The sequence below is a fragment of the Streptomyces eurocidicus genome (assembly GCF_002891295.1).
Lineage (GTDB): Bacteria > Actinomycetota > Actinomycetes > Streptomycetales > Streptomycetaceae > Streptomyces > Streptomyces eurocidicus.
The window spans coordinates 75,238-101,017 of the sequence record NZ_LGUI01000001.1 but is presented as its reverse complement, the minus strand read 5'-3'; the positions used below and the strand labels follow the sequence as shown (position 1 = coordinate 101,017).

Annotated in this window: 19 protein-coding genes and 1 tRNA gene; 8 read left to right on the top strand and 12 right to left on the bottom strand. The window is 71.2% G+C overall.

The annotated features are described in order from the left end of the window. The first annotated feature begins 259 nt into the window (after positions 1-259). Complete coding sequence (locus tag AF335_RS00415; RefSeq protein WP_244926911.1) at positions 260-1,630, top strand: lysine N(6)-hydroxylase/L-ornithine N(5)-oxygenase family protein; 1,371 nt, start codon at positions 260-262, stop codon at positions 1,628-1,630. On the opposite strand, the gene AF335_RS00410 is transcribed toward AF335_RS00415, so the two are convergent. Continuing rightward, on the bottom strand, positions 1,586-3,391 hold the full coding sequence (locus AF335_RS00410; RefSeq protein WP_102916250.1) for a bifunctional metallophosphatase/5'-nucleotidase: 1,806 nt from the start codon (positions 3,389-3,391) through the stop codon (positions 1,586-1,588). The two genes, AF335_RS00415 and AF335_RS00410, sit on opposite strands and share 45 nt — an antisense overlap. Before the next feature lie 127 nt (positions 3,392-3,518). Between AF335_RS00410 and AF335_RS00405 the strand changes: the two genes are divergently transcribed. Further along, a complete protein-coding gene (locus AF335_RS00405; protein WP_102916249.1) occupies positions 3,519-4,241 on the top strand; it encodes an SIMPL domain-containing protein in 723 nt (240 codons plus the stop codon). Between the two features lie 122 nt (positions 4,242-4,363). Continuing rightward, entirely contained in the window at positions 4,364-5,788 is a 1,425-nt protein-coding gene (pyk, locus tag AF335_RS00400; RefSeq protein ID WP_102916248.1) for a pyruvate kinase, read from the top strand. Positions 5,789-6,142: 354 nt separating this feature from the next. On the opposite strand, the gene AF335_RS00395 is transcribed toward pyk, so the two are convergent. Then, entirely contained in the window at positions 6,143-6,931 is a 789-nt protein-coding gene (locus tag AF335_RS00395; protein WP_102916247.1) for a helix-turn-helix domain-containing protein, read from the bottom strand. Between the two features lie 86 nt (positions 6,932-7,017). Then, positions 7,018-7,100 (bottom strand) — tRNA-Leu (locus AF335_RS00390). Between the two features lie 80 nt (positions 7,101-7,180). On the opposite strand from AF335_RS00390, the gene AF335_RS00385 reads away from it, so the two are divergent. Beyond that, positions 7,181-7,837, top strand: a complete 657-nt coding sequence (locus AF335_RS00385; protein ID WP_221505090.1) for an ANTAR domain-containing response regulator — start codon at positions 7,181-7,183, stop codon at positions 7,835-7,837. 73 nt (positions 7,838-7,910) lie between these two features. Here AF335_RS00385 and AF335_RS00380 read toward each other — a convergent pair whose 3' ends face one another. The 7 genes from AF335_RS00380 to AF335_RS00350 form a co-directional block, all read right to left on the bottom strand. Next, positions 7,911-8,627, bottom strand: a complete 717-nt coding sequence (locus AF335_RS00380; RefSeq protein ID WP_102916245.1) for an ABC transporter ATP-binding protein — start codon at positions 8,625-8,627, stop codon at positions 7,911-7,913. Further along, on the bottom strand, positions 8,624-9,586 hold the full coding sequence (locus AF335_RS00375) for an ABC transporter ATP-binding protein (protein WP_102916958.1): 963 nt from the start codon (positions 9,584-9,586) through the stop codon (positions 8,624-8,626). Before AF335_RS00375 ends, AF335_RS00380 begins: the two co-directional genes overlap by 4 nt. Before the next feature lie 5 nt (positions 9,587-9,591). Next, positions 9,592-11,448, bottom strand: a complete 1,857-nt coding sequence (locus AF335_RS00370; protein ID WP_102916957.1) for a branched-chain amino acid ABC transporter permease — start codon at positions 11,446-11,448, stop codon at positions 9,592-9,594. Between the two features lie 5 nt (positions 11,449-11,453). Beyond that, positions 11,454-12,383, bottom strand: a complete 930-nt coding sequence (locus AF335_RS00365) for a branched-chain amino acid ABC transporter permease (RefSeq protein WP_102916244.1) — start codon at positions 12,381-12,383, stop codon at positions 11,454-11,456. Positions 12,384-12,514: 131 nt separating this feature from the next. Further along, positions 12,515-13,732, bottom strand: a complete 1,218-nt coding sequence (locus AF335_RS00360) for a branched-chain amino acid ABC transporter substrate-binding protein (RefSeq protein ID WP_102916243.1) — start codon at positions 13,730-13,732, stop codon at positions 12,515-12,517. 456 nt (positions 13,733-14,188) lie between these two features. Further along, entirely contained in the window at positions 14,189-14,662 is a 474-nt protein-coding gene (locus tag AF335_RS00355) for a PaaI family thioesterase (protein WP_102916242.1), read from the bottom strand. Between the two features lie 132 nt (positions 14,663-14,794). After that, positions 14,795-17,083: an FdhF/YdeP family oxidoreductase gene (locus AF335_RS00350; protein WP_102916241.1), complete on the bottom strand. Its 2,289-nt coding sequence runs from the start codon at positions 17,081-17,083 to the stop codon at positions 14,795-14,797. 164 nt (positions 17,084-17,247) lie between these two features. Here AF335_RS00350 and polA point away from each other — a divergent pair, with 164 nt between their 5' ends. From polA to AF335_RS00335, 4 genes are all read left to right on the top strand, one after another. Then, positions 17,248-19,965 (top strand): DNA polymerase I, encoded by a 2,718-nt coding sequence (polA, locus tag AF335_RS00345; protein ID WP_184743175.1) that lies wholly within the window; start codon positions 17,248-17,250, stop codon positions 19,963-19,965. A 531-nt stretch (positions 19,966-20,496) separates the two neighbouring features. Beyond that, positions 20,497-20,631, top strand: a complete 135-nt coding sequence (locus tag AF335_RS33760; protein WP_107503469.1) for an SPW_0924 family protein — start codon at positions 20,497-20,499, stop codon at positions 20,629-20,631. A gap of 18 nt (positions 20,632-20,649) precedes the next feature. Continuing rightward, positions 20,650-21,690 carry a cell envelope lipid trafficking protein PgfA gene (gene pgfA / locus AF335_RS00340; RefSeq protein ID WP_102916239.1) on the top strand — a complete coding sequence of 347 codons (1,041 nt, stop codon included), beginning with the start codon at positions 20,650-20,652 and terminating at the stop codon, positions 21,688-21,690. Between the two features lie 16 nt (positions 21,691-21,706). After that, positions 21,707-21,898: a hypothetical protein gene (locus AF335_RS00335; protein WP_102916238.1), complete on the top strand. Its 192-nt coding sequence runs from the start codon at positions 21,707-21,709 to the stop codon at positions 21,896-21,898. 138 nt (positions 21,899-22,036) lie between these two features. On the opposite strand, the gene hrpB is transcribed toward AF335_RS00335, so the two are convergent. Further along, positions 22,037-24,616, bottom strand: a complete 2,580-nt coding sequence (gene hrpB / locus AF335_RS00330) for an ATP-dependent helicase HrpB (protein WP_102916237.1) — start codon at positions 24,614-24,616, stop codon at positions 22,037-22,039. 15 nt (positions 24,617-24,631) lie between these two features. Beyond that, a complete protein-coding gene (locus AF335_RS00325; RefSeq protein WP_102916236.1) occupies positions 24,632-25,435 on the bottom strand; it encodes a class I SAM-dependent methyltransferase in 804 nt (267 codons plus the stop codon). Positions 25,436-25,780: the final 345 nt, after the last annotated feature.

Sequence of the window (25,780 nt, the reverse complement as noted above, 5' to 3'; positions counted from 1 at the left end):
GCCCCCGGCGCCCCTCACGGCCGACCCGCCGGCCCCCGCTCCTTCAACTCCTTCAACGTCCTCACCGCTCTCACCGCCCCCACCACCCCCACCACCCTCATGGAAGGCCAGACACCTCGATGAGCGCAGCCAAACCAGCGAAGAACACCCCCGGGCCCGGCACCCCGCCACCCCGCCCAACGGATCCACCGCCCGCCCCGACACCACCCACGGCAACGGCCCCCGCACCACCCCCGACCAGCCCCTCGACCTCGCCGGCATCGGGATCGGGCCCTTCAACCTCTCCCTCGCCGCCCTCGCCCACGGCGTCCCCGGACTCCGCACCGCCTTCTACGACCAGACCCCCACCTTCCGCTGGCACCCCGGCCTCCTCATCGACGGCACCAGCCTCCAGGTCCCCTACCTCGCCGACCTCGTCACCCTCGCCGACCCCACCAGCCCCTGGAGCTTCCTCAACTACCTCAAGACCCGGGAACGCCTCTACCCCTTCTACTTCGCCGAGCGCTCCCACATCCAGCGCGCCGAATACGACGCCTACTGCCGCTGGGTCAGCCAGTCCCTCCCCGATCTCCACTTCGGCCACCAGATCGACGCCCTCCGCTGGAACCCCGAACGCAACCTCTTCGAGATCGACTACACCCAGCTCGACGCCGACGGCGAAGCCGAGGCCCTCGGCCGCGCCTACGCCCGCAACCTCGTCCTCGGCGTCGGTACCACACCCCACATCCCCGAACCCCTCCGCCCCCTCGCCGAGGCCCCCACCGTCCCCGTCATCCACTCCGCCGACTACCTCGACCACCGCGAGCGCATCCTCGCCGCCGACCACATCACCGTCATCGGCTCGGGCCAGTCCGGCGCCGAGGTCTTCCTCGACCTTCTCCGCAACCGCCCGGCGGGCCGCGAGAAGCTCCACTGGCTCGCCCGCACCCCCGCCTTCGCCCCCATGGAATACAGCAAGCTCGGCCTCGAACAGTTCACCCCCGACTACACGCGCTACTTCCATGCCCTCCCCGAAGCCGTCCGCAACCAGCTCCTGCCCCAGCAATGGCAGCTGCACCGGGGCATCGCCGCCGGCACCCTCTCCGACATCCACGAAGAGCTCTACCGCCGCAGCCTCCACGGCGGCTGGCCCGACACCGTCCTCACCCCAGGAGTCTTCGTCCGCACCGCCGGCCGCGTCGGCACCACCCGCGTCGAACTCCACCTCGAACACGCCCAGCAAGGCGCCCGCTCCCGCATCACCACCGACGCCGTCGTCCTCGCCACCGGCTACCGCGAACGCCGCACCGAGACCCTCCTCGCCGCCCTCGACCCCTACGTCCGCCGCGACCACAGCGACCGCCCCCGCATCGACGAGCACCACCGCCTCGTCCTCGACCCACTCGTCACCGGCGCCGTCCACGTCCAGAACGCCGAACAGCACACCCACGGCGTCGGCACCCCCGACCTCGGCCTCGCCGCCTGGCGCAGCGCCGTCATCCTCAACGCCCTCACGAAGAAGACGGTCTACCCCCTCCCGGAGCGGACCGCCTTCACCACCTTCGGGCTGGAGCCGCGACCACAGCCACGGCCCCAGCGCACCACCTCAGAAGACCGGCGCACCATCCCGCGTCAGCTTCCAGTCCACTGACGCGAACCGGCTCACGTCGATCGACCCCTGCGCCTTCACCCACGAGATGATCGTGTTACGGATCTCCTCCGAATTCGCCCACACCTGCTTCGCCCGCGCGACGTGCGGGAAATTCCCCCCACCACTCGCCCGGTAGTTGTTCACCGCCAGTACGAACTGCGCCGCGTCATCCAGTGGCCTCCCGTCGAACGACAGCTTCGCGATCCGCGACCCCGGCGCCTTCGCGATGTCGATCTCGTAGGAGAGGCCGCTGACCGCGTCATAGTTGTAATCCGGAATGCTCTCCGCATTCGTCAGCTTCGCCGGATCCACCGCACCACCCGCAGCCGTCCGCACGTAGTACCGCGCCGAGAACTCCAGATACTCCCGCAGCTGCGCACCCGTCAGCACCCGTGCCTCCAGGGTGTTCTCGAACGGATACAGCCCCGCCACCTCACGGATCGTCACCTTGCCCGCCGGCACCGCCGCCGTACGCGAGAAGCACGACGCCTGCGACAGCACCGGCAGCGACGCGTACGCCGTCCCCGCCAGCGCCCCCCGCACCGTCTCCGCCTGCACATGATTGATGAAGTCGATGATCGGCGTGTCCTTGTACGGAGCCTCCGCCGCGCTCATCGCCGCCGTCGACGTACCGATCACCTGGTTCACATACGCCACGACCTTCTCGTGCTCATCACGCAGCAACCCGGTGATCTTCTTGTCCTCCGGCACCGAATTCGAGTTCAGCACCTTCGCCGACACCGACTCCACCCGCCAGCAACCGCGCTCCCACACCAGACCGAAGTCGAACAGCGTCAGCCGCTGCCCCCACTTCAACGGCTCCGAGAGCACGACCTCCTTACCCGTCTTCTTGTTCGCCACCCGGTACTCGGGAATCTCCGTGTGCGCGTGCCCCACCAGAATCGCGTCGATCCCCGGCACCTGCTTCGCCACCAGCGCCGCCGCGTTCTCCACATACGGCAACTGATCACCGTAGGACGACGTACCGCTCGAACCCGAATGCGCCGACACGATCACCACGTCCGCGCCCATCGACCGAAGCCGCGGCACCCACTTCGCCGCCTGCTCCTCCAGCCCCGGGAACGTCATCTTCCCCTGGACGTTCGCCTTGTCCCAGATCGCGATCCCCGGATTGGTCAGCCCCAGCACCGCCACCTTCACATCACGGCCGAACGGCGTCCGCACCCGCTTCATCACATACGGAGCAAACGCCGGCCGCTGCGTCCTCGCATCCAGCGCGTTCGCCCCCAGCAGCGGGAAATCACACTGCTCCTCGAACTTCCGCAGCACCGGAATGCCGTAATTGAACTCATGGTTCCCCAGCGCCGCCGCGTCATAGCCGATCGCGTTCATCGCCTGCGCCATCGGATGCACCGGACCGTGCTTCCGCGTGATCGGATCCACCTTGGCGTAGTAATACGACAGCTGCGTACCCTGAATCGTGTCACCCGCGTCGATGAGCAGCGTGTTCCGCCGCCCCTTCGCCGCCCGCACCTGATCCACCAGCGTCGAGATCTTCGCCAGCCCCACATCGTTGTGCGCCTTGTCGTCGAACTCCGCATCGGTGAAGTAGTCCCAGTTGAAGACGTTCCCGTGCAGATCCGTCGTGCCCATCACCGTGAACGCGTAGCGCCGCGCACCGCGCCCCGGCTCCCGCGCCCCGGCCGGACCGGCACCCGCCACCCCCACCGAGCCCACGAGCGCGACCCCCGCACCCGTCGCAGCGGTACGCCCCAGAAAGTTTCTCCGGTTCAGCGGCACTTCATCTCCCCATTCAGTCACTGACAACGCGCGTAGATTCTGACCGCGGCACCCCCGCCCACAACACCCCCGCGAGGTTGCGATCCGGTGACTCCCCGGTGACCCGCCCGGCTGCCACCATGACCCCATGACCACGCCCGAGCCCACACCCGGCCCCACGCCCCAGCCGCTGCCCTACGGCACCCCCGAACACCCCCGCATCGCCGTACGTGGCGAGGCCCACCTGGAGGTCGACCCCGAGATCGCCCACCTCGGCATCACCGTCACCGCCCGGTCCACCGACCGCAACACCACTCTCACCGACCTCACCCGCCGCAATAACCAGGTCCTCGACCTCCTCAAGACCACCGGCGACGCCGTCGAACGCATCGAAACGGGCACCTTCACCCTCACCCCCCAGCTCTCCACGAAGGGCCGCGGCGAACGCACCCGCTCCTACCACGGCACCGTCCACCACACCGCCACCCTGAGCGACTTCACCATCCTCGGCGAACTCGCCACCCGCCTCGCCGACCTCGAACTCACCCGCGTCGACGGCCCCTGGTGGGCCCTGCGCCCCGACTCGCCCGCCCACCGCGAGGCCCGCCGGCAGGCCGTACAGGACGCCGTGCAGCGCGCCCGCGAATACGCCGACGCCCTCGGCGCCCGGCTGGTCGCCCTCCTGGAACTCGCCGACGAAGGCGCGGAGAACGCCCCCTACGGCGGTGCGCCCATGGTCGCCGGAATGGCGCGCGCGTCCGGTTTCGGCGGAGCTCCGGAGCCCGCCCCCGCGCTCGATCTCGAACCCCAGCGCCAGACCGTCTACGCACAGGTCAATGCCCGGTTGACGATGACCCCGCCGGCCCTCTGAAAGTGCTCATCGGAGCACCCCCGCGCACGTTTCAGTAGGTGTCAACAAGCTTTTGCCAAACGGACGTTGGGTAGTTGGCGGCGGCCAATTCTCTACCCGCCGGTAGGTCATAAGGTCGTGCCATGCGCCGAGCGAAAATCGTCTGCACCCTGGGACCCGCCACCGATTCGTACGAGCAGATCAAGGCACTCGTCGAAGCCGGCATGGACGTCGCCCGCTTCAACCTCAGCCACGGCACGTATGTCGAGCACGAGGCGCGGTACCAGCGCGTACGCAAGGCGGCCGAAGAAACCGGCCGCAATATCGGCATCCTCGCCGACCTTCAAGGCCCGAAGATCCGCCTCGGCAGGTTCCGCGAAGGTCCTGTACTCCTTGAACGCGGCGACGCATTCACCATCACGGTCGAAGAGGGCGCCCAAGGCGACCGCCACTCCTGCGGCACCACCTACGACGGCCTCGCCGCCGACGTCACCAAGGGCGAGCGCATCCTCGTCGACGACGGCCGCGTCACCCTGGAGGTCACCGAGGTCGACGGGCCCCGCGTCCGTACGATCGTCATCGAAGGCGGCATGGTCTCCGACCACAAGGGCCTCAACCTCCCCGGCGTCGCCGTCTCCGTCCCCGCCCTCTCCCACAAGGACGTCGAAGACCTTCGCTGGGCGATCCGGACCGGTGCCGACATCATCGCCCTCTCCTTCGTCCGCAACGCGGCCGACATCCACGACGTCCACCGCGTCATGGACCAGGAGGGCCGCCGCCTCCCCGTCATCGCCAAGATCGAGAAGCCTCAGGCCGTCCAGAATCTCGACGGCATCGTCGACGCCTTCGACGGCATCATGGTCGCCCGCGGCGACCTCGGCGTCGAAATGCCCCTGGAAACGGTCCCGATCGTCCAGAAGCGCGCCATCAAACTCGCCAGGCGCAATGCCAAGCCGGTCATCGTCGCCACCCAGATGCTCGACTCCATGATCGACGCCTCCCGCCCCACCCGCGCGGAAGCCTCCGACGTCGCCAACGCCGTCATCGACGGCACGGACGCGGTGATGCTCAGCGGTGAGACCAGCGTCGGGAAGTACCCGGTCGAAACGGTCAAGACCATGGGCCGCATCGTGGCCGCCGCCGAGGAGGACGTCCTCGCCAAGGGCCTGCCCCCGCTGACCGAACGCAGCAAGCCCCGCACCCAGGGCGGCTCCGTCGCCCGCGCCGCCGCCGAGATGGGCGACTTCCTGGGCGCCAAGTACCTGGTCGCCTTCACCCAATCCGGTGACACGGTGCGCCGCCTGTCCCGGTACCGCTCACCGATCCCCCTGCTGGCCTTCACTCCCGAGCCGGCGACGCGCTCGCAGCTCAATCTGACGTGGGGCGTCGAGACGTTCCTGGGGCCGATGGTGCAGACGACGGACGAGATGGTGGATCAGGTGGACGAATACCTGCTGCGGATCGGGCGCTGCCGGAAGGGGGACATGGTGATCATCACGGCGGGGTCGCCGCCGGGGGTCGCCGGGACGACGAATCTTGTGCGGGTGCATCACATCGGGGAGGAGTAGGGGCGACGTGGGTGCGCCTGCGGCGGGCTTGTTCCCCACCCCGCCCCTTCCCGCTGTATCCGATGTGCGGCTCCGCCGCGTGCGGGGCTCCGCCCCGGACCCCGGTCCTCAATCTCCCCCGGCTACCTCCCCCAGCTACCGCTGGGGGTGCCCCCAGGAGGTGCCCCCGGACGGGCTGAGTTGTTGCCCGGAACCGGGCGGAAAGCCGAGCTCGGACCGGGCGAAAATCCAGCCCGGCCGGCGTTTGAGGCCACCGCGCGGAGCGCGGAAGGGGGTCTGGGGGCGGAGCCCCCAGTTACGGGAAGGGGCGGGTAGGGGAAAATCCGCTGGACGCGCGCCCGCCCTGACAGCCGCTCAGTACTTGGGGCCGACGTGGGCGTCCATGAGCGCGACGGATGCCTTGCGGGCCACGGAAATGTTGAAGGGATCCGGACCCCGCCGGGTCATCTTCCACTCGACGCCGACCTTGTCGAGCACCTCGCAGTAGAGGTCGCGGATGTCATCGGACTTGTTCGTGAAGAAGTACCGCGTGTACTCGTAGCGCTTCCGTTCGCCACCCACGAGGCGGACGGTCCAGTTGGTGATGCGGCAGCCGTCGGAATGGATGAGTCCACGGATGAACTCCCAGGGGTGGGTGTCCACGATCTGCTGCTGCCAAGGCTCCAGTGTGATCGACCGCTCGTGCTTCTTGCCGGGGCCGTGCTGCGGGAACATGCACCATAGGTGCTTGGAGTAGACCTTCACGTTGTGGCAGCCGGTCCGGCGGACCCGGCACGTGGAGTTGTCGGGGAAGACGGCCCGCATCGCCGCTTCGCATGCGTCCATCAGCCCCGGCCAGTCGTCGCCGCAGGCGATCATCAGGCTCGGCACCCGGTGTCCGGAGTACTGGATGATGTGGCCGTCGCCCAGGTAGAGGGCTAAGAGGTAGGAGTACGCGGCCTCGTCCAGCTCGCGACCGTCACACCGGGGACACGGGGCTCTGTGGGCTCCTGGACATTCCCCGCGTTTCGCGCGGTCCACGTGTCTCCAGTAGCTGACCGTGCCGAGGGGCACGTCCAGCGCGCGGGCGACATCCGCATTCTTGGATCCGTTGCGAAGGAGAGTGAGGGCCTTCTGGCGCAATTCGCTGCCGTGCATCTGCATGGAACAACCGTGCGTGATGAATCGGCCTCGCGGGGTGAAATGGTCAGGCTTCACGAGAAGGTGACCGTCCGCTTAGTGGACATAGGTGCCGGGTGCGGGATTCGAACCCGCAAGCCCTTTCAGGCAGAGGTGTTTGAGACCTCCGTGTATACCGTTCCACCAACCCGGCTAGGCGTGGCGCGGGACAGCTTACCCTCTGGGGCTCGGCGAAGTCGCGCGGGTAGGCTCAAGGGGCACCACCTGCCCTGGATGAGGAGACCCGTGACCGCCGCCGAGCCCACCCCGCCCGTCGACGACGAGCCGCAGCACGCCCCGCCTCACACCACCCGTGTCGTGATCGCCGAGGACGAGGCCCTCATCCGGCTCGATCTCAAAGAGATGCTGGAGGAGGAGGGCTACTCCGTCGTGGGTGAGGCCGGCGACGGTGAGACGGCCGTGGCGCTCGCCCGGGAGCACAAGCCCGACCTCGTGATCCTCGATGTGAAGATGCCCGTGCTCGACGGGATCTCCGCCGCCGAGCAGATCGCGGCGGACTCCATCGCGCCCGTGCTGATGCTCACCGCCTTCTCGCAGCGCGACCTCGTGGAGCGGGCCCGGGACGCCGGGGCCATGGCGTATCTGGTGAAGCCGTTCAGCAAGAGCGACGTCGTGCCGGCCATCGAGATGGCCGTCTCGCGGTTCACTCAGCTGAAGGCCCTGGAGCAGGAGGTCGCCGACCTCTCGCAGCGGCTGGAGACGCGCAAGCTCGTGGACCGGGCGAAGAGCGTGCTCCAGACCCAGTACGGGCTGACGGAGCCGGCCGCGTTCCGCTGGATCCAGAAGACGTCGATGGACCGTCGCATGTCGATGCAGCAGGTCGCCGAGGCGGTCATCGAGGACGCCGCGGAGAAGAAGGCGAAGGGGTAGCGCCCCCGAGCACGTAGCGAAGGAGAGGCCCGCGTCCGGTGAACGGACGCGGGCCCCTCCCTTCTGTTCGCGGTCAGTCCTCGCCCAGGTACGCCTTGCGCACCGACTCGTCGTGGAGCAGGTCCGCGCCCGTTCCGGACAGGACGATGCGACCGGTCTCCATGACGTGGCCGTGGTCGGCCAGGGACAGCGCGGCCTGGGCGTTCTGCTCGACGAGCAGGATCGTGGTGCCGGCGGCCTTGAGTTCGGCGATGGTGTCCATGATCTTCTGCATCATGATCGGGGAGAGGCCCATGGACGGCTCGTCGAGCATGAGGAGCTTGGGGCGGGACATCAGGGCCCTGCCCATGGCGAGCATCTGCTGCTCGCCGCCGGAGAGGGTGCCGGACGCCTGCTTCGCCCGTTCGCCGAGGATCGGGAAGAGCTCGTAGACGTGCTGGATGTCGCGGTCGATCGCCGGGCCGTCCTTGCGCAGGAACGCTCCGAGCTGGAGGTTCTCGGCGATGGTGAGCCGGGGGAAGATATGCCGGCCCTCGGGGGAGTGGGCGAGGCCCAGGGCGACGATCTTGTGGGCGGGGACGCCCGACAGCGGTCGGCCGTCGAAGCGGACGGTGCCCGCGAGGGGTTTGAGGAGACCGGAGAGGGTGCGGAGGGTCGTGGTCTTGCCGGCGCCGTTGGTGCCGATGAGGGTGACGATCCGGCCGGCCTCGACGGTGAACGAGATGCCCTTGACGGCTTCGATCTTGCCGTAGGCGACGCGGAGGTTCTCCACCTCCAGGAGGGCGGTCATCGGTCCTCCTCCGTCCGGGCGCCCGGATCGGTGGCCGTGCCCGGGGCTGCGGACGTACCGGTACCCGTGCCCGTGCCCGTGCTCGTACCGGCACCCGTACCCGCTCCCGCCTCCGCCGCTTCGACCTCGGCCAGTTCCTCCTGGCCCGGCGCGCCCTCGAAGGGGGTGCCGAGGTAGGCGGCGACGACGCGTTCGTCGGCCTGGACGACGTCGGAGGTGCCTTCGACGAGTTTCTCGCCCTGGACGAGGACCGCGACGCGGTCGCAGAGGTTGAAGATGAAGCGCATGTCGTGCTCGATGACGAGGACGGCGGTGCCCTGGGCGCGGATGGCGCGGACGAGGGCCTCGGTGGCGCGGGTCTCCTGGGGGTTCATACCGGCGGTGGGTTCGTCGAGGAGGAGCAGGCCGGGGTCGCTGGCGAGGGCGCGGGCGATCTCCAGCTTGCGTTGTTCGCCGTAGGGGAGGTTGCGGGCGAGGTGGTCGGCCTTGGCGGCGAGGCCGGTGAAGTCGAGGAGTTCCATGGCGCGCCGGGTGGAGGCGGCTTCGGCGCGGTGGAAGCGGGGGGTGCGCAGGAGGGCGGAGAAGAGGCCCTCGTGGGTGCGGGTGTGGCGGCCGACGAGGACGTTTTCGAGGACGGTCATATTGGCGAAGAGGCGGATGTTCTGGAAGGTGCGGGCGACGCCGGCTTTGGTGACGAGGTGGGGTTTGGGCGGGAGGACGGCGTCGCGGTAGGTGACGGTGCCTTCGGTGGGGATGTAGAGGCCGGTGAGGCAGTTGAAGAAGGTGGTTTTTCCGGCGCCGTTGGGTCCGATGAGGCCGACGATTTCTTGGGCGGAGACGGTGAGGTCGACGTCGCGTACGGCGGTGAGTCCGCCGAAGCGCATGGTGACGCCGGTGGCGGTGAGGACTGGGGTGCCGTCGGCCGTGGCCGGTGCGGGTGTGGTCGCGGTGGTGGTCATGGCGGTCACGCCTCCGCTTTGGTGACGCCGACCGCCCCGTCGGGGAGGCCCTGTTCGGGTACGTCGAGTTGTCCGGTCTCGCGGAATTCGAGCTGTTTCCTGCGGTCGGCGACGATGCCTTCGGGGCGGAAGCGCATCAGCAGGATGAGGGCGAGGCCGAAGAGGAGCAGCTGGTAGTCCTGCATGAAGTCCATCTTGTTCGGGATGAGGTAGAGCAGGGCGGCGCCGATGACGGGTCCGCTGATGGTGCCCATGCCGCCGAGGATGACGGCGGCGAGGAGGAAGGCGGAGTTGGGCGGGACGGTGCCGGCGAACTGGTACTGGTCGGGGGTGGCGGTGGTGATGACGTGGGCGTGGACGGTGCCGGCGAGTCCGGCGAGGGCGGCGCCGAGGGCGAAGGCGAGGAGTTTGAGGCGGAAGGCGTTGATGCCCATCGCGGTGGCGGCGGTCTCGTCCTCGCGGATGGCGACCCAGGCGCGGCCGATGCGGGATTCGGCGGCGCGGCGGAAGACCAGGATGACGAGGAGGGTGGCGAGGAGCATCAGGAGGTAGTAGTTGCCGAAGCGGCCGATGGGGGCGCCGAGGATGTTGTGGGTTTTCCCGAAGTTGAAGCCGAGGATGTCGAGTTCGGGGATGTTGGGGATGCCCATGGAGCCGTTGGTGATGTCGGGTCCGGTTTTGCCGTTGAGGTTGAGCATGGTGATGCGGAAGATCTCGCCGAAGCCGAGGGTGACGATGGCGAGGTAGTCGCCGCGGAGGCGGAGGGTGGGGGCTCCGATGAGGACGCCGAAGACGAGGGAGGCGCCGATGCCGGTGAGGACGGCGGCCCAGAAGGGGAAGTGGACGCCGACGGCGGATTCGGGGGAGCCGGAGACGAGGGCGGCGGTGTAGGCGCCGACGCCGAGGAAGGCGACGTAGCCGAGGTCGAGGAGGCCGGCGAGGCCGACGACGACGTTGAGGCCGAGGGCGACGGTGGCGAAGATCAGGATGCTGGTGGCGAGGTTGGCGTAGGCGTCGTTGGTCTGGAGGAAGGGGAAGCAGACGGCGGCGGCGAACGCGGCGGTGAGAGTGATGTTGCGGTGTTTGGCGGTGAGGGCGCTGAGGCGGGCGGTGAGTCCGGAGCGGCCGAGGGCGGTGAGGGCGAAGACGGCGAGGAGGAGGTAGCCGACGAAGAGTTCGCCGTATTCGGTGTCGATGCCGTAGGTGAAGGCGGCGAGGCCGAGGGCGAAGGCGGCGGCGATGACGAGGATTTCGGCCCAGGCGGGGAGCGGGGTGGGCCGGGGTGCGTGGCCGGTGGTGAGGGTGTGGCGGAAGCGGTGCCAGGCGTGGGGGCGGGCGCCCGGGGCGCCGGTGTCTTCACCGGCCCCACCGGCTCGACTGATCCCACCGGCCCCACCGGCCCCACCGGCCCCACCGGATCCGCCGGCCCCACCGGCTTCGCCGGTCTGGTGGTTCGTGGGGAGGGCGAGGGCGCCGGTGAGGGTGAGGAGGGTGGCGGCCGCGGCGACGTAGGCGCCGGGTTCGAGGTGGGCGAGGCCGCCGAGGTCGGTGGTGATGGCGCCGAGGGTGTACCAGGTGGTGGCGAGGGTGCCGAGGGCCAGCAGGACGGTGGGGGCGGTGGTGCCGGCGGGGGCGAGCCAGCGGAGGCCCTTGACGCGGTGGCCGGCGAGGGCGTGGAGGAGGGTGAGGATGCCGCCGGTGAGGGTGATGGTCTGGAGGCCGCCGGGGTAGCCGTTGACGGTGAGGTTGCCGGGGAAGGCGGTGGTCCAGGTCCAGGCGAGGAAGGTGGAGAGGATGGTGAGGGCGGCGCCGGCGAGGGTGAGGGCGCGGGCGGCGGGGAGGCGCAGGAGCGGTTCGGGCATGGTGGTCACGCCCTGTCCGCGACGCGTTCGCCGAGCAGGCCCTGGGGCCTGAGCAGCAGGACGAGGATGAGGAGGACGAAGGCCCAGACGTCCTTCCAGGAGCCGCCGCCGAACTGGGTCATGCCGGGGATCTCCTCGATGTAGCCGGTGGCGAGGGCTTCGGCGACGCCGAGGACGACGCCGCCGAGCATGGCGCCGTAGATGTTGCCGATGCCGCCGAGGACGGCGGCGGTGAATGCCTTGAGGCCGGTGATGAAGCCCATGCGGAAGTCGACCTGGCCGTATTTGAGGCCGTGGGCGACGGCGGCGATCGCGGCGAAGGCGGCGCCGATGGCGAAGGCGATGACGATGATGCGGTCGGTGTTGATGCCCATGAGCTTGGCGGTGTCGGGGTCCTGGGCGGTGGCCTGCATGCCGCGGCCGGTGCGGGTGCGGGACACGAAGAGGCCGAGGGCGAGCATGCAGAGGGGTGCGGCGAGGAGGAGGAAGACCTCGCCGCGCTGGACGGTGACGCCGAGGATGTCGAAGGACTCGCCTTTGAACTGGGGGAAGACGCGGGCCTTCTTGGCGTCGGGGTACCACTTCCAGATGGCTTGCTGGAGGGCGATGGAGAGGCCGATGGCGGTGATGAGCGGGGCGAGGCGGGGGGCGCCGCGCAGGGGGCGGTAGGCGAAGCGTTCGGCGGCGACGCCGACGGCGACGGAGGCGAGGACGCCGCCGAGGACCATGAGGGGGAGGGCGAGGGCGAGGGCGGTGCCGTCGGGGAGGGCGAGGTAGGCGGTCAGGGCGCCGAAGCCGCCGACCATGAAGATCTCACCGTGGGCGAAGTTGATGAGCTGGACGATGCCGTAGACCATCGTGTAGCCGATCGCGATGAGTCCGTACATCGCGCCGAGGATGAGTCCGTTGGCCAGCTGTTGCGGCAGTTCGTGCACCGCTGGGCCTCCGTGGGTGTGGAAGGGGTGCGGGACCGGTCCCGGGGGCCGCGCGGGGTCGTCTGTGGAGTCGCCCGCGCGGCTCGGCCGTCGATGGGTGCGGTGGGGCGGGTGGGCCCTTCGCGGTGGGGTCAGCCCTTGTACGCGGCGCTGTGGCGGGCTTTCCACTGGCCGCCGTCGACCTGGTAGGCGGTGATCAGGGTGTTGGTGGTGTCGCCGTATTTGTCGAAGGAGACGGTGCCGGTCACTCCGTCGAACGTGACCTTGTTGAGGGCTTCGACGATCTTGCCGCGGGCGTCGGAGGGCAGTTTGCCGTCGTTGGCGGCGGTGACGGTCTTGACGGCCTGGACGAGGGACCAGGCGGCGTCGTAGGTGGAGCCCCCGTACGCCTCGTAGCGGTCCTTGTATCCGGCGGCCTTGTAGTCGGCGATGAACTTCTTGGCGGAGTCGAGCTGTTCGACGGGTTTGCCCACGGAGGTGGCGTAGTCGCCGGCGGATTTCTTGTTGAGGGTGATGTAGTCGCCGCTGTACATGCCGTCGCCGCCCATGAGGGGGGCTTTGATGCCGCCGTCCTTGAGCTGCTGGCTCAGGGGTGCGGAGGCGGGGTATTCGCCGCCGTAGAAGACGAGGTCGGGATTGGCGGACTTGGCCTTGGAGACGATGGCCTTGAAGTCGCGGTCCTCGGGGTTGACGTGTTCGGTGCCGACGACCTTGCCGCCGAGGGCGGTGAATTTGGTGGTGAAGGCGGCGGCGAGGCCGACGCCGTAGGTCTTCTGGTCGTCGATGACGTAGACGGTCTTCGCCTTCACGTTCTCATAGGCGTACTGGCCACCGAAGGAGCCCTGGACCTCGTCGGTGGTGGAGGTGCGGAAGTAGGTGCTGAACTGGCGTTTGCGCTTGTCCTGCTTCCAGTCCTTGCCCTGGCTGAGGTCGGGGGTGGTGTTGGCCGGGGATATGAGTGCGACGTTGTTGGACTGAGCGACCTGTTGCATGGACTGGGCGACGCTGGAGTTGAGCGGGCCGACGATGCCGAGGACCTGTTTGTCGCCGGCGAGTTTGGTGGCGTTCTGCTGGCCGGAGGTGGGCTGGGCCTGGTCGTCGAGGGCGCGGAGTTCGAAGGTGACGCCGGGGACCTCCTTGGTCTTGTTGGCGTTGTTCAGGGCGAGTTCGGCGGAGTTCTTGATGCCTTGGCCGAGGGCGGAGAGGTCGCCGGTGAGCGGGGCGTCCAGGCCGATCACCACGGTGGTCTTCTTGCCCTCGCCTTTTCCGTCGTCGCTTTTATCGTCGCGCGATCCGCATGCGCTGAGGGTGAGGGCCCCGGTGGTGAGCGCGGTGGTGAGGATGAGCAAGGAACGGTGTCGCACGGTGATTCCCTTCCCTGGCGAGGCCCCCTCTGCTGAGGTGCCGTGGCGCGAGCCGGGCGGTGCTGGGGCGGTGTGGTGGCGTGCGGGCCGCCCGGCGGGTCGTGACTGGCCGTGACTCTAAGGGTGTGCGGCGGTGCGGGGCAGAGGTGCTGGCCATGATGTGACTGTCTTGTTATGGCGTAGGTCACTCCAGTGACTTCTGTGTAGTGGAGGTGATCGGACAGTCCAGGCTTTTCCTGAGATTCCCGGCGCACCTTCCTTGGGAAGGTGTAGTTCCGCTAATGCGTCGGGGGTGTTGCGGGGCATGGTCCGGACGGCTTGATCGTCCTTCGGTCGCCGCATGGCCGGAAAGATCGCGAAAGGCGGTGGCCGGGGAAACGGATTCCCGGCCACCGCCTTCGCGTGGTCGTTACGCAGAGTGATCTGCGTGGTGGGTGGGCCTCAGGTGGTGGGGCGGCCCTCGCCGGCGTCGCGGACGAGGCAGGTGAGGCGGGCGCTGCACACGCGCTTGCCCTGCTCATCGGTGATGACGATCTCGTACGTGGCGGTGGAGCGGCCGCGGTGCACGGGGGTCGCCACGCCGGTGACCAGCCCGGAGCGGACGCCGCGGTGGTGGGTGCAGTTGAGGTCCACGCCCACGGCGATCCGGCCGGGGCCGCCGTGCAGCATCGCGCCGACGGACCCGAGGGTCTCGGCGAGCACGGCGGAGGCGCCGCCGTGCAGCAGCCCGTACGGCTGGGTGTTGCCCTCGACGGGCATGGTGCCGACCACGCGGTCGGGCGAGGCTTCCAGCACCTGGACGCTCATGCGCTCGCCGAGGTGGCCGGCGGAGAAGAGGGCGGGCAGGTCGACCCCGCTCCCCGCCCACTGGTCCAGGACCTCCTGCGGGAACGTGGTCCGGCTCTGCTCACCCATGACGTGCTCCGATCGTCCTTGCCATCGCGTACTGAATGAATGTGTGAACGCTTGTGAACGTCTTATCAGGCGGGCGGGTCCGCCGGCCGGTCGGGGTGGTGCGCGCGAGGGCGGCCCCGGCCGGGCCGGGCGTCAGGCGGACCCGGGCGGGTTCGGCTCCACCCTGATTACCAGGGACTTGCTGGCGGGGGTGTTGCTGGTGTCGGCGGTGTGGTCCAGCGGGACGAGGACGTTGGTCTCGGGGTAGTAGGCGGCGGCGCAGCCGCGGGCGGTGGGGTAGTGGACGACGCGGAAGCCGGCGGCGCGGCGTTCGGTGCCGTCCGTCCATTCGCTGACGAGGTCGGCGTACGAGCCGTCGGCGAGGTCGAGTTCGCGGGCGTCGTCCGGGTTGACCAGGACCACGCGGCGGCCGTTCTTGATGCCGCGGTAGCGGTCGTCGAGGCCGTAGATCGTGGTGTTGTACTGGTCGTGCGAGCGGAGGGTCTGGAGGAGGAGCCGGCCCTCCGGGGCGTGCGGGTACTCGACGGGGGCCGCGGTGAAGTTGGCCTTGCCGGTGGCGGTGGGGAACCGGCGCTCGTCGCGGGGGGCGTGGGGGAGGGTGAAGCCGCCGGGGCGGGCGACGCGGGTGTTGAAGTCCTCGAAGCCGGGGATCACGCGGGCGATGCGGTCGCGGATGGTGCCGTAGTCCTTCTCGAACTCTTCCCACGGGGTGGTGCCGGCGGTGCCGAGGACGCGGCGGGCGAGGCGGCAGACGATGGCGGGCTCGGAGAGGAGCTCGGGGCTCGCGGGGCGCAGCCGGCCGCGTGAGGCGTGGACCATGCCCATGGAGTCCTCGACGGTGACGAACTGGTCGCCACCGGCCTGCCGGTCGCGTTCGGTGCGGCCGAGGGTGGGGAGGATCAGGGCGCGGGCGCCGGTGACCACGTGCGAGCGGTTGAGCTTGGTGGAGACGTGGACGGTGAGGCGGGCGCGGCGGACGGCGGCCTCGGTGACGTCGGTGTCGGGTGTGGCGGACACAAAGTTGCCGCCCATGGCGAAGAAGACCTTCGCCTCGCCGTCGCGGAGGGCACGGATGGCGCGGACGACGTCCAGGCCGTGTTCGCGGGGCGGGGCGAAGCCGAACTCCTTCTCCAGGGCGTCGAGGAAGGCGGGGGCGGGGCGTTCGAAGATGCCCATGGTGCGGTCGCCCTGGACGTTGCTGTGGCCGCGGACGGGGCAGACGCCGGCGCCCGGGCGGCCGATGTCGCCGCGCAGCAGGAGGAGGTTGACGACCTCCCTGATGGTGGGGACGGCGTGCTTGTGCTGGGTGAGGCCCATGGCCCAGCAGACGATGGTGCGGCGGGAGGCGAGGACCATGGCCAGCGCGGCTTCGATCTCCTCGCGGGTCAGGCCGGTGGCGCGGAGGGTCTCGTCCCATTCGGTGGCGCGGGCGGCGCGCGCGAAGTCCTCGAAGCCGTGGGTGTGTTCCTCGATGAACGCGGTGTCGACGGCGCCCTCGGTCTCCAGGACGAGCTTGTTGAGGACGCGGAAGAGGGCCTGGTCGCCGCCGAGGCGGACCTGGAGGAAGAGGTCGGTGAGCGGGGTGCCGCCGGCGGCGAGGCCCCGGGCGTTCTGGGGGTTCTTGAAGCGTTCCAGGCCCGCTTCGGGGAGCGGGTTGACCGTGATGATCTTCGTGCCGCCGGCCTTGGCCTTCTCCAGGGCGCTGAGCATCCGGGGGTGGTTGGTGCCGGGGTTCTGCCCGGCGACGATGATCAGGTCGGCCTTGTAGAGGTCCTCCAGGAGGACGCTGCCCTTGCCCACGCCGATGGTCTCGGTGAGGGCGGAGCCGGAGGACTCGTGGCACATGTTGGAGCAGTCCGGCAGGTTGTTGGTGCCGAACTCGCGGGCGAAGAGCTGGTAGAGGAACGCGGCCTCGTTGCTTGTGCGGCCCGAGGTGTAGAAGACCGCCTCGTCGGGCGAGGAGAGGGCGGCGAGCTCGTCGCCGATGATGTCGAAGGCCCGCTCCCAGGTCACCGGCTCGTAGGTGTCGGAGCCCTCGGCCAGGTACATCGGGTGGGTGAGCCGGCCCTGCTGGCCGAGCCAGTAGCCGCTGCGGTCGGCGAGGCCGGAGACCGGGTGCGCGGCGAAGAAGTCGGGGGTGACACGGCGGAGCGTGGCTTCCTCGGCGACGGCCTTGGCGCCGTTCTCGCAGAACTCCGCGGCGTGCCGCTTGTCCGGCTCGGGCCAGGCGCAGCCGGGGCAGTCGAAGCCGTCCTTCTGGTTGACCTTGAGGAGGGTGAGGGCCGTGCGCCGGACGCCCATCTGCTGCTGTGCGATGCGCAGCGTGTGCCCGATCGCCGGCAGGCCGGCCGCGGCGTGCTGCGGGGCGGAGACGTCGGGTGCGTCCTGGACCGGATCGCCTGTGGGCGGCTTGGCTGCCATCTCGCTCCCCTTTGAGCGGTCGGTTCGTGCGAGGTCGATTTCGGTTCGATCCTGTCACGGGGGCTCCCGCGGGCACCCCGGGAGGGTGGCCGGCGAGGGCGGCGCGGCCCGGATTGTCAGTGGGCCGTGGCAGGATCGGGGGCGTGGCAGCGAAGGGAACGAAGATGAGCGCAGCGACCGGCACCGAGGCAGTGGAGGGGGACCGCCCCCGCCTGCTCCTGATGGACGGGCACTCCATGGCGTACCGGGCGTTCTTCGCGCTGCCGGCGGAGAACTTCACGACGGTGGCGGGCCAGCCGACCAATGCGGTGTACGGCTTCGCGTCCATGCTGGCGAACACGCTGCGTGACGAGAAGCCTTCGCACTTCGCGGTGGCGTTCGACGTCTCCCGCAAGACGTGGCGCTCGGAGGAGTTCCCGGAGTACAAGGCGACGCGGTCCAAGACGCCCGACGAGTTCAAGGGTCAGGTCGAGCTGATCGGCGAGCTGCTCGACGCGATGAAGGTGCCCCGCTTCGCGGTCGACGGCTTCGAGGCCGACGACGTGATCGCCACGCTGACCACACAGGCCGAGGCGGCGGGCTTCCACGTCTCGATCGTCACGGGTGACCGCGACTCCTTCCAGCTGGTCTCCGACGACGTCACGGTGCTCTACCCGACGAAGGGCGTCTCGGAGCTGACGCGCTTCACCCCCGAGAAGGTCCAGGAGAAGTACGGCCTGAGCCCCTCGCAGTACCCGGACTTCGCCGCGCTGCGCGGCGACCCGTCGGACAACCTCCCGGGCATCCCGGGCGTCGGCGAGAAGACCGCCGCGAAGTGGATCAACCAGTTCGGTTCGTTCGCGGAGCTGGTGGAGCGGGTCGAGGAGGTCAAGGGCAAGGCCGGGCAGAACCTCCGGGACCACCTGGAGGCCGTCAAGCTCAACCGCCGCCTCACCGAGATGGTGCGGGACGTGGCGCTGCCGGTCGGCCCGGAGGGCCTGGCCCGCGCGGCGTACGACCGCACGGCGCTGACCGCGTTCCTGGAGGGCCTGGAGATCCGCAACCAGGGTCTGCGGGACCGCCTGCTGGCCGCCGACCCGGGCGGGGAGGCCGCCGCCGAGGAGGCGCCGCCGGCCGCCGGGGCCGAGGTGGACGGCGTCGTGCTGGCCACCGGGGAGCTTGCTCCGTGGCTGGCCGGGCACGCCGCGGGCCCGCTGGGCGTGGCCGTGGTCGACTCCTGGTCGCAGGGCAGCGGCCGGGTCGCCGAGATCGCGCTGGCGACGGGCGAGGGCCCGGCCGCCTGGTTCGACCCCGCCGAGTTGGACGAGGCCGACGAGCGGGCGTTCGCCGCGTGGAGTGCGGACGCCGGCCGGGCCAAGGTGATGCACGACGCCAAGTCGGCCATGCGGGTCTTCGCCGAGCACGGCTGGTCGGTCGAGGGCGTCACGATGGACACGGCGCTGGCCGCCTATCTGGTGAAGCCGGGCCGCCGCTCCTTCGAGCTGGACGCCCTGTCGGTGGAGTACCTGGGCCGTGAGCTGGCCACGGCCGCCGCCGGCGACGGCCAGCTGGCCTTCGGCGCCGACGAGCAGGCCGAGGCGGACGCCCTGATGGGCCGGGCCCGCACGGTGCTCGACCTCGGCGCGGCGTTCACGGGCCGGATCGAGGAGGTGGGCGCGGCCGAGCTGCTCACCGACGTCGAGCTGCCGACCAGCGCGCTGCTGGCCCGCCTGGAGCGGGCGGGCATCGCCGCGGACCGGGGCTGGCTGGAGCGGATGGAGCAGCAGTTCGCGGCCGCCGTGCAGCAGGCCGTCGTGGAGGCGCACGCCGCCGCGGGCCGCGAGTTCAACCTGGGCTCGCCCAAGCAGCTCCAGGAGGTCCTCTTCGGCGAGCTGGGCCTGCCGAAGACGAAGAAGACCAAGACCGGGTACACCACGGACGCCGACGCCCTGGCCTGGCTCGCCGCCCAGACGGAGAACGAACTCCCGGTGATCATGCTCCGGCACCGGGAGCAGGCCAAGCTGCGGTCCACGGTCGAGGGCCTGATCAAGGCGATCGCCCCCGACGGCCGGATCCACACCACGTTCAACCAGACGGTGGCGGCCACCGGCCGGCTGTCGTCCACGGACCCGAACCTGCAGAACATCCCGGTGCGCACGGACGAGGGCCGGGCCATCCGCCGCGGCTTCGTCGTCGGGTCCGGCTTCGAGTCCCTGATGACCGCCGACTACAGCCAGATCGAGCTGCGCGTCATGGCCCACCTCTCCGAGGACGAGGGCCTGATCGAGGCGTTCGCCTCCGGCGAGGACCTGCACACGACGGTGGCCTCCCAGGTCTTCGGCGTCGCCAAGAGCGAGGTCGACCCGGAGATGCGCCGGAAGATCAAGGCCATGTCGTACGGGCTGGCCTACGGTCTGTCGGCGTTCGGCCTCTCGCAGCAGCTCAACATCGCGCCCGCCGAGGCGGGCAAGCTGATGGACACCTTCTTCGAGCGGTTCGGCGGGGTGCGGGACTATCTCCAGCGGGTCGTCGTGGAGGCCCGTGTCACGGGCTACACGGAGACGATGCTGGGCCGCCGCCGCTACCTCCCGGACCTCAACAGCGACAACCGCCAGCGCCGCGAGATGGCCGAGCGGATGGCGCTGAACGCCCCGATCCAGGGCACGGCCGCCGACATCGTGAAGGTCGCGATGCTGCGGGTCGGCCAGGCGCTGGAGGCGGCGGGCCTGACCTCGCGGATGCTGCTCCAGGTGCACGACGAAATCGTGCTGGAGATCGCGCCGGGCGAGCGGGAGCGGGTGGAGGAGCTCGTCCGCCGGGAGATGGCCGGTGCGGTGTCGCTGCGCGCGCCGCTGGACGTCTCGGTGGGCGTCGGGGCGGACTGGGAGTCGGCGGCGCACTGATCGTCTGGGGGTCCGGGTCCGGTTCGGGTCCGGACCCGGGCGGGGTGCGGGGGTGCGGGGCGGGTGGTCCCGGGGTGGTGGTGTGCCCGCCGCCGGGTGCCACCGGGTGCCACTGGGCAGGCCCGGGTCGGCCCGGGCGGCCCTGCCGCCGCAGGCCGACGGGCGGCCGGGTCGTGCGGCTCCCGCTCCTGCCGCTTGCCGCACGTCGGCGCGGTTTCGTGGTGGTGGCTCGTGGTGGTGGTCCGTGGCGGTGGTCCGTGGCGGTGGTCCGTGGCGGTGGTCCGTGGCGGTGGCTCGTGGCGGTGGTCCGTGGCGGTGGTCCGTGGCGGTGGTCCGTGGCGGTGGTCCGTGGCGGTGGTCCGTGGCGGTGGTCCGTGGCGGTGGTCCGTGGCGGTGGCCCGTAACGGTGGCCCGTAACGGTGGCCCGTAACGCCCCCTAGCCTTCAGGCGGGGGCGTTACGTGTTCTCATCTTCGTCCCGTGTTGATACCGTGCCCCAGCCCTGATGCCCCGTCAGTTCTGGAGGCCGAGCATGCGCGCACTGGCCGCCGCGGCCGTCGGACTCGTCGCCGCCGTCGCCCTCGTCCTCATCGTCACCGGCGTCGGGCCGCCACGCGGGCACACCTCGCCCGAGCCCTTGCTCACCTCCGCCCCCGCGCACCCCTAGGCGCGGGGAGAGCGCGCCGTGCGCCGCCGAGCGAGCCTGGTCCTCCTCGCCCTCGCCGTCTTCCTCGCCGCCCTCGCACCGCTCCTGCGCTGGTACGCCTTCCCCCGGCTCGCCAAGGTCCCCGCATGCCGGTACCAGGCGGTCGTCATGGAGGCGAAGGACGCCACCCTCATCGACTACGCCACGCTGAAGCCGAAGACCGTCCCCAAGGTCACCATGATCCAGACCCTCAAGGGCAACACGGAGGAGGCGGCGAAGGTCCGCGCGGCCACCGGCCGTGACGTCGTCGTCTGGGACACCCTCACCTTCGCCGCGGGACCCGACGGCGCGATGGTCTCGCGGATCCCCGAGCGCTACGTCTTCGACGCCCACAGCCAGCAGCCCGTGCACGCGGGCGGCGAGCACGTCGACGGCACCCCCGTACGCCGCGACGGCATCGCCTACAAATGGCCCTTCCTCGTGGAGAAGCGCGACTACCGCTACTTCGACATGCAGACCCGCACGTCCGCCCCCATCCACTACCGGGGCACCCGCGCCTTCCGCGGCCTGGACGTCTACTACTTCGAGCAGACGATCCCCTGGACCGAGGTGCCCCTGCCGAAGACCCTGCCGCTCGGCATCACCCCCGACGCCGTCCGGCAGCTCGGCCTGGAGCGCTGGTACACCACCAAGCGCATGTTCTGGGTCGACCCGGTCACCGGCGCGCCCGTCAACGGCGAGGAGGTCCACCGCGAGGAGATGCGCTGGACCGGCCACCCCGAGAAGGAGCCCATCACCGCCTTCGCCGGCCATGTGAAGATGCGCCCCGACTACCTCGACGCGACGGTCGACCTCGTCACCTCGCAGCGGCGGCTCGTCCTCCTCCTCACCACCTACCTCCCCTGGGGATTCGCGGGCCTCGGCACCGCCCTGCTGACCCTGGCGCTCGTCCTGGAGGCCCGCTCCCGCCGCGCGCGGGCCGGTGCCCCGGATCCGCCGGGAGATCGGCGTGCGATCGGGGTGGGTATGTCCCAGGATGGAGGGACATTCGAACAGCCGACCCCCGGTGGGGGCCGCTGAACAGAGGAGGGCCACCGTGAAGGAGAGCCCCGAGGACACGTCCACCACGTCCCGGCCGGGCCGCCTGTACACGGGCGGCGAGCGGCCGTTCGACCCGGAGGACCTGGTCATGGCGTCCGGCCGGGACGTCACGCCGGAGCGGGTCGAGGCGGCGAAGCGACTGATCGAGGAGAAGGGGGCGGCGGCGGTGGAGCGGTATCTGCCGTGAGGTGAGCGGGGTGGGGGTGTGGTGCCGCTGCGCGGGGCTTTTTCCCCTACCCGCCCCTTCCCGAATGTCCTCAATCGCCGGACGGGCTGAAATCAGCCCGTCCGGCGATTGAGGACGAGGGGCCAGGGCGAAGCCGCGTCACCGCCGCGCGTTCGTCCGCCGCGTCGCCACCGCCGCCGAAGGGTCCTCCGGCCAGGGATGCCGCGGGTACCGGCCCCGCAGCTCCGCGCGTACCGCCCGGTACCCCTCCCGCCAGAACGACGCCAGGTCCGCCGTCACCGCCGCCGGACGCCCCGCCGGGGACAGCAGGTGTACGAGCACGGGGACCCGGCCGCCCGCGAGGCGAGGGGTCTCCTGGAGGCCGAACAGCTCCTGGAGCTTGACGGCCAGCACGGGCTGCGACGCGCCGTAGTCCACCCGGATCCGGGAGCCGCTCGGCACCTCCAGTCGCTCGGGCGCCAGCTCGTCCAGGCGCCCGGCCGCCCCGCTCGCCCACGGCAGCAGCCGCTCCAGCGCCTTGCCCGCGTCCAGCCGCTCCAGATCGGCCCGCCTCCGCGCCCGCCCCAGCTCCCAGCCGAGCCAGTCCTCCGCGCCCGCCAGCAGGGCCTCGTCGGACACGTCCGGCCAGGGCTCCCCGAGCTCGCGGTGGAGGAAGGCCAGCCGCTGGCGCAGCCCCGCCGCTCCGTCCGGCCAGCGCAGCAGGCCGAGGCCCTCGCTCCGCAGGCCGTCGAGCAGGGCGGCCCGTACGAGCGCGGGGTCCGGGGCCGTCAGGGGGCGCTCGGCCAGCTCCACCGCGCCCAGCCGCTCGACGCGCCGGGCCACGACGTCGCGCCGCTCCTCGGACCAGTGGACCTCCTCGCCCTCCGCGTACAGGGCGCGGGCCGCGCTCCGGGCCGTGTCCTCGTCGATCACCGCGCCGAGCAGGACCCGCGCCGAGGCCGCCGTGACGGGCCGGTCGGCGACGGCCACCGCGAGCCACGGCGCGCTGCGCAGCCGAGACCCGTCGCCCAGCGCGGCCCCGGTGCCCGAGGCCATGAGGTACGCGCCCTCGCCGCGCAGCCGGGCCACGCGCTCGGGGAAGGCGAGCGCGGTCACGAGCCCGGCGACGGCGTCGTCCGAGGAAACTCCGCGACCGCCGTCCCCCGAGCCCCCGTCCCGGCCGCCTGAGTAGGGCCCCGCGCCCCCCTTGAGCGCCCCCTCCAGCCGTCTCGCCTCCGCGCGCCACCGGGCGCCGTACGCGTCGTTCCCGCGCCGGGCCGCGCGCCACGCCGCCGCCAGGTCGTCCCCGTAGTCCCGGGGCGGTTCCTCGCTCAGCAGGGCGACCACCTCGGCCGCCCGGCGCGCCCCGACCTCGCGCGCGCCGTCGAGCAGGGCGCGCGCCAGTCGCGGATGGACGCCCAGCCGGGCCATCCGGCGGCCCCGGTCGGTGGGGCGGCCGTCCGGACCGACCGCACCCGTGGCGGTCAGCACCTCCCGGGCCGCGGCCATCGCCCCGGACGGCGGCGGGTCCAGCAGGGCGAGACCCGTCGCGTCGGGGTCGCCCCAGCACGCGGCCTGGAGCGCGAACGCCGTCAGGTCCGCGACGGTGATCTCGGCGGCGGGGAAGCGGGGCAGCCGGCCGTCGTCGGCCTCGGTCCAGCAGCGGTACACCACGCCCGGCGCCTCGCGCCCCGCACGGCCCGCCCGCTGCCGGGCGGCGGCGTGGGACGCCCGTACGGTCGTCAGCGCGCTCAGGCCGCGCGCGTGGTCCGTGCGCGGCTCGCGCGCCAGACCGGAGTCCACCACCACGCGCACCCCGGGCACGGTCAGACTGGACTCCGCCACCGAGGTCGCCAGCACCACCCGGCGGACGCCCGAGCCGCCCGCCAGCACCGCGTCCTGCACCTCAGCCGGGGCCCGCCCGTGCACCTGGAGGACCTCGGCGCCCAGCGCCCCGGGCCCGCCCAGTCGGCCGGCCACCCGGGAGATCTCGCCGACGCCCGGCAGGAAGCACAGCACGTCGCCCTCCCGCTCCCGCAGGGCCCGCCGCACCACACCCGCGACGTGCTCCAGGAGCGCCGGGTCCACCCGCATCCCGTGCGGCGGCCGTACCGGCCGGTCCGGCGCGGCCCACACCACGTCCACCGGGTGGGACGTCCCCCGCGCCGTCACCACCGGGGCGTCGCCCAGCAGCCGGGCCCAGCCCTCCGCGTCCGTCGTCGCGGACGCCGCGACCAGCCGCAGCTCGGGCCGGAGCGCGGCCCTTACGTCCAGCAGGAAGGCGGCGGCGGTGTCCGCGTCCAGATGGCGCTCATGGCACTCGTCGAGGATCACGGTGCCGACGCCGGCCAGCTCCGGGTCGCGCTGGAGGCGCTGGAGCAGCACACCGGTGGTGACCACTTCCACCACCGTGCGGGGCCCGGCCCGCCGCTCGCCGCGCACGGTGAAGCCCACCCGCTCGCCCACCGGCTCGCCCAGCAGCCAGGCCATGCGCCGGGCGGCGGCCCGCGCCGCGATCCGGCGGGGCTCCGCGACCAGCACCCGCCGGGGCCGCCCGGCCGAAGCACCCTCCGGCCCCTCCTGCCCGGTCAGGCCGGCGAGGGCGAGCGGCACCAGCGTCGTCTTTCCCGTGCCGGGCGGGGCGCACAGCACCGCCACGCCCCGCTCGTCGAGCGCCCGGGTCAGGGCGGGCAGGGCGGAACGTACGGGCAGCTGTTCGAGGGCGTCGGTGCGGATCACCCGCCCAGTCTCGCGCTAGTCGCGCGCGCAGACGAAAATCGCGGTGCCCGGGATCAGGTTCCCGCGCAGCGGGGACCAGCCGCCCCACTCCTGCGTGTTCCAGGCGGGCCACTCCGGCTCCACCAGGTCCACCAGCCGGAAACCGCCCGCGACCACGTCGCGCACCCGGTCGCCGACCGTGCGGTGGTGCTCCACGTAGACGGCCCGCCCGTGCTCGTCCTGCTCGACGTAGGGCGTGCGGTCGAAGTAGGACGCCGCCACGGAAAGGCCCTCGGGGCCGGGCTCGTCCGGGAACGCCCAGCGGATGGGGTGGGTCACGGAGAAGACCCAGCGCCCGCCCGGCCGCAGCACCCGGCGCACCTCCCGCATCACCCGCACCGGGTCGGCGACGAAGGGGACCGCCCCGTAGGCGGAGCAGGCGAGGTCGAAGGAGCCGTCGGCGAAGGGCAGCGCCCCCGCGTCCGCCTCCACCAGCGGGACGTCGCCGCCGATCCGCAGGGCGTGCTGGAGCTGGCGGTGGGAGAGGTCGAGGGCCACGGGCCGGGCGCCCTGCGCGGCCAGCCAGCGGGAGCACTGGGCGGCGCCCGCGCCGATCTCCAGGACGTCGAGGCCCTTCAGCTCCTCCGCCGGGCCGAGGAGGCGGGCGTCGGCCTCGTCGAGACCCTCCGGGCCCCAGACGAAGCGGTCGTCGCCGAGGAAGGCGCCGTGCTCGGTCTGGTACTCGTCGGCGTTACGGTCCCACCAGCCCCGGCTGGCCCGGCTGCTCTCGGCCTCGCCGCTGGCCCGTCGGGTCGCTTCCGGTTCGTACTCTTGGATCATTTCGACCGTCGTGCCCTCGGCAGTAGTGGTTCATCGGACTATGTCGTATCTTCTGGGACACCCGAGCGTGAAGCTCCGGGGTGCGGCGGGGCCCGCGTGGCCTCGCAAAACATAAGTTGTGCCCGTTATGGCGGGTTTCGTCCCGGGTGTGCGCCTTCGCGCATTGACCGTGCCCGGCTGCCCCCGTATGCTACAAGTTGCGCTGCGGGCCTGCGCGCCTCAGACAGAGCAGGTCACGCTCGCACTTGTTGTATGTCCCCTCGGTTGTCGAGGCGCTTTCGATCTTCTTCGGGAGCCTTCGGGAAGTCCTCGGATTTCCCTGGGTCCCCGGGTAGTGCGCCTCTA

Excerpts from the sequence above, each read along its gene's own strand:
- AF335_RS00405 (WP_102916249.1), top strand. The coding sequence starts at position 3,519 with ATGACCACGCCCGAGCCCACACCCGGCCCCACGCCCCAGCCGCTGCCC.
- pyk (WP_102916248.1), top strand. The coding sequence starts at position 4,364 with ATGCGCCGAGCGAAAATCGTCTGCACCCTGGGACCCGCCACCGATTCG.
- AF335_RS00395 (WP_102916247.1), bottom strand. The coding sequence starts at position 6,931 with ATGCAGATGCACGGCAGCGAATTGCGCCAGAAGGCCCTCACTCTCCTT.
- AF335_RS00385 (WP_221505090.1), top strand. The coding sequence starts at position 7,181 with ATGAGGAGACCCGTGACCGCCGCCGAGCCCACCCCGCCCGTCGACGAC.
- AF335_RS00380 (WP_102916245.1), bottom strand. The coding sequence starts at position 8,627 with ATGACCGCCCTCCTGGAGGTGGAGAACCTCCGCGTCGCCTACGGCAAG.
- AF335_RS00375 (WP_102916958.1), bottom strand. The coding sequence starts at position 9,586 with ATGACCACCACCGCGACCACACCCGCACCGGCCACGGCCGACGGCACC.
- AF335_RS00370 (WP_102916957.1), bottom strand. The coding sequence starts at position 11,448 with ATGCCCGAACCGCTCCTGCGCCTCCCCGCCGCCCGCGCCCTCACCCTC.
- AF335_RS00355 (WP_102916242.1), bottom strand. The coding sequence starts at position 14,662 with ATGGGTGAGCAGAGCCGGACCACGTTCCCGCAGGAGGTCCTGGACCAG.
- AF335_RS00350 (WP_102916241.1), bottom strand. The coding sequence starts at position 17,083 with ATGGCAGCCAAGCCGCCCACAGGCGATCCGGTCCAGGACGCACCCGAC.
- polA (WP_184743175.1), top strand. The coding sequence starts at position 17,248 with ATGAGCGCAGCGACCGGCACCGAGGCAGTGGAGGGGGACCGCCCCCGC.
- AF335_RS33760 (WP_107503469.1), top strand. The coding sequence starts at position 20,497 with ATGCGCGCACTGGCCGCCGCGGCCGTCGGACTCGTCGCCGCCGTCGCC.
- AF335_RS00325 (WP_102916236.1), bottom strand. The coding sequence starts at position 25,435 with ATGATCCAAGAGTACGAACCGGAAGCGACCCGACGGGCCAGCGGCGAG.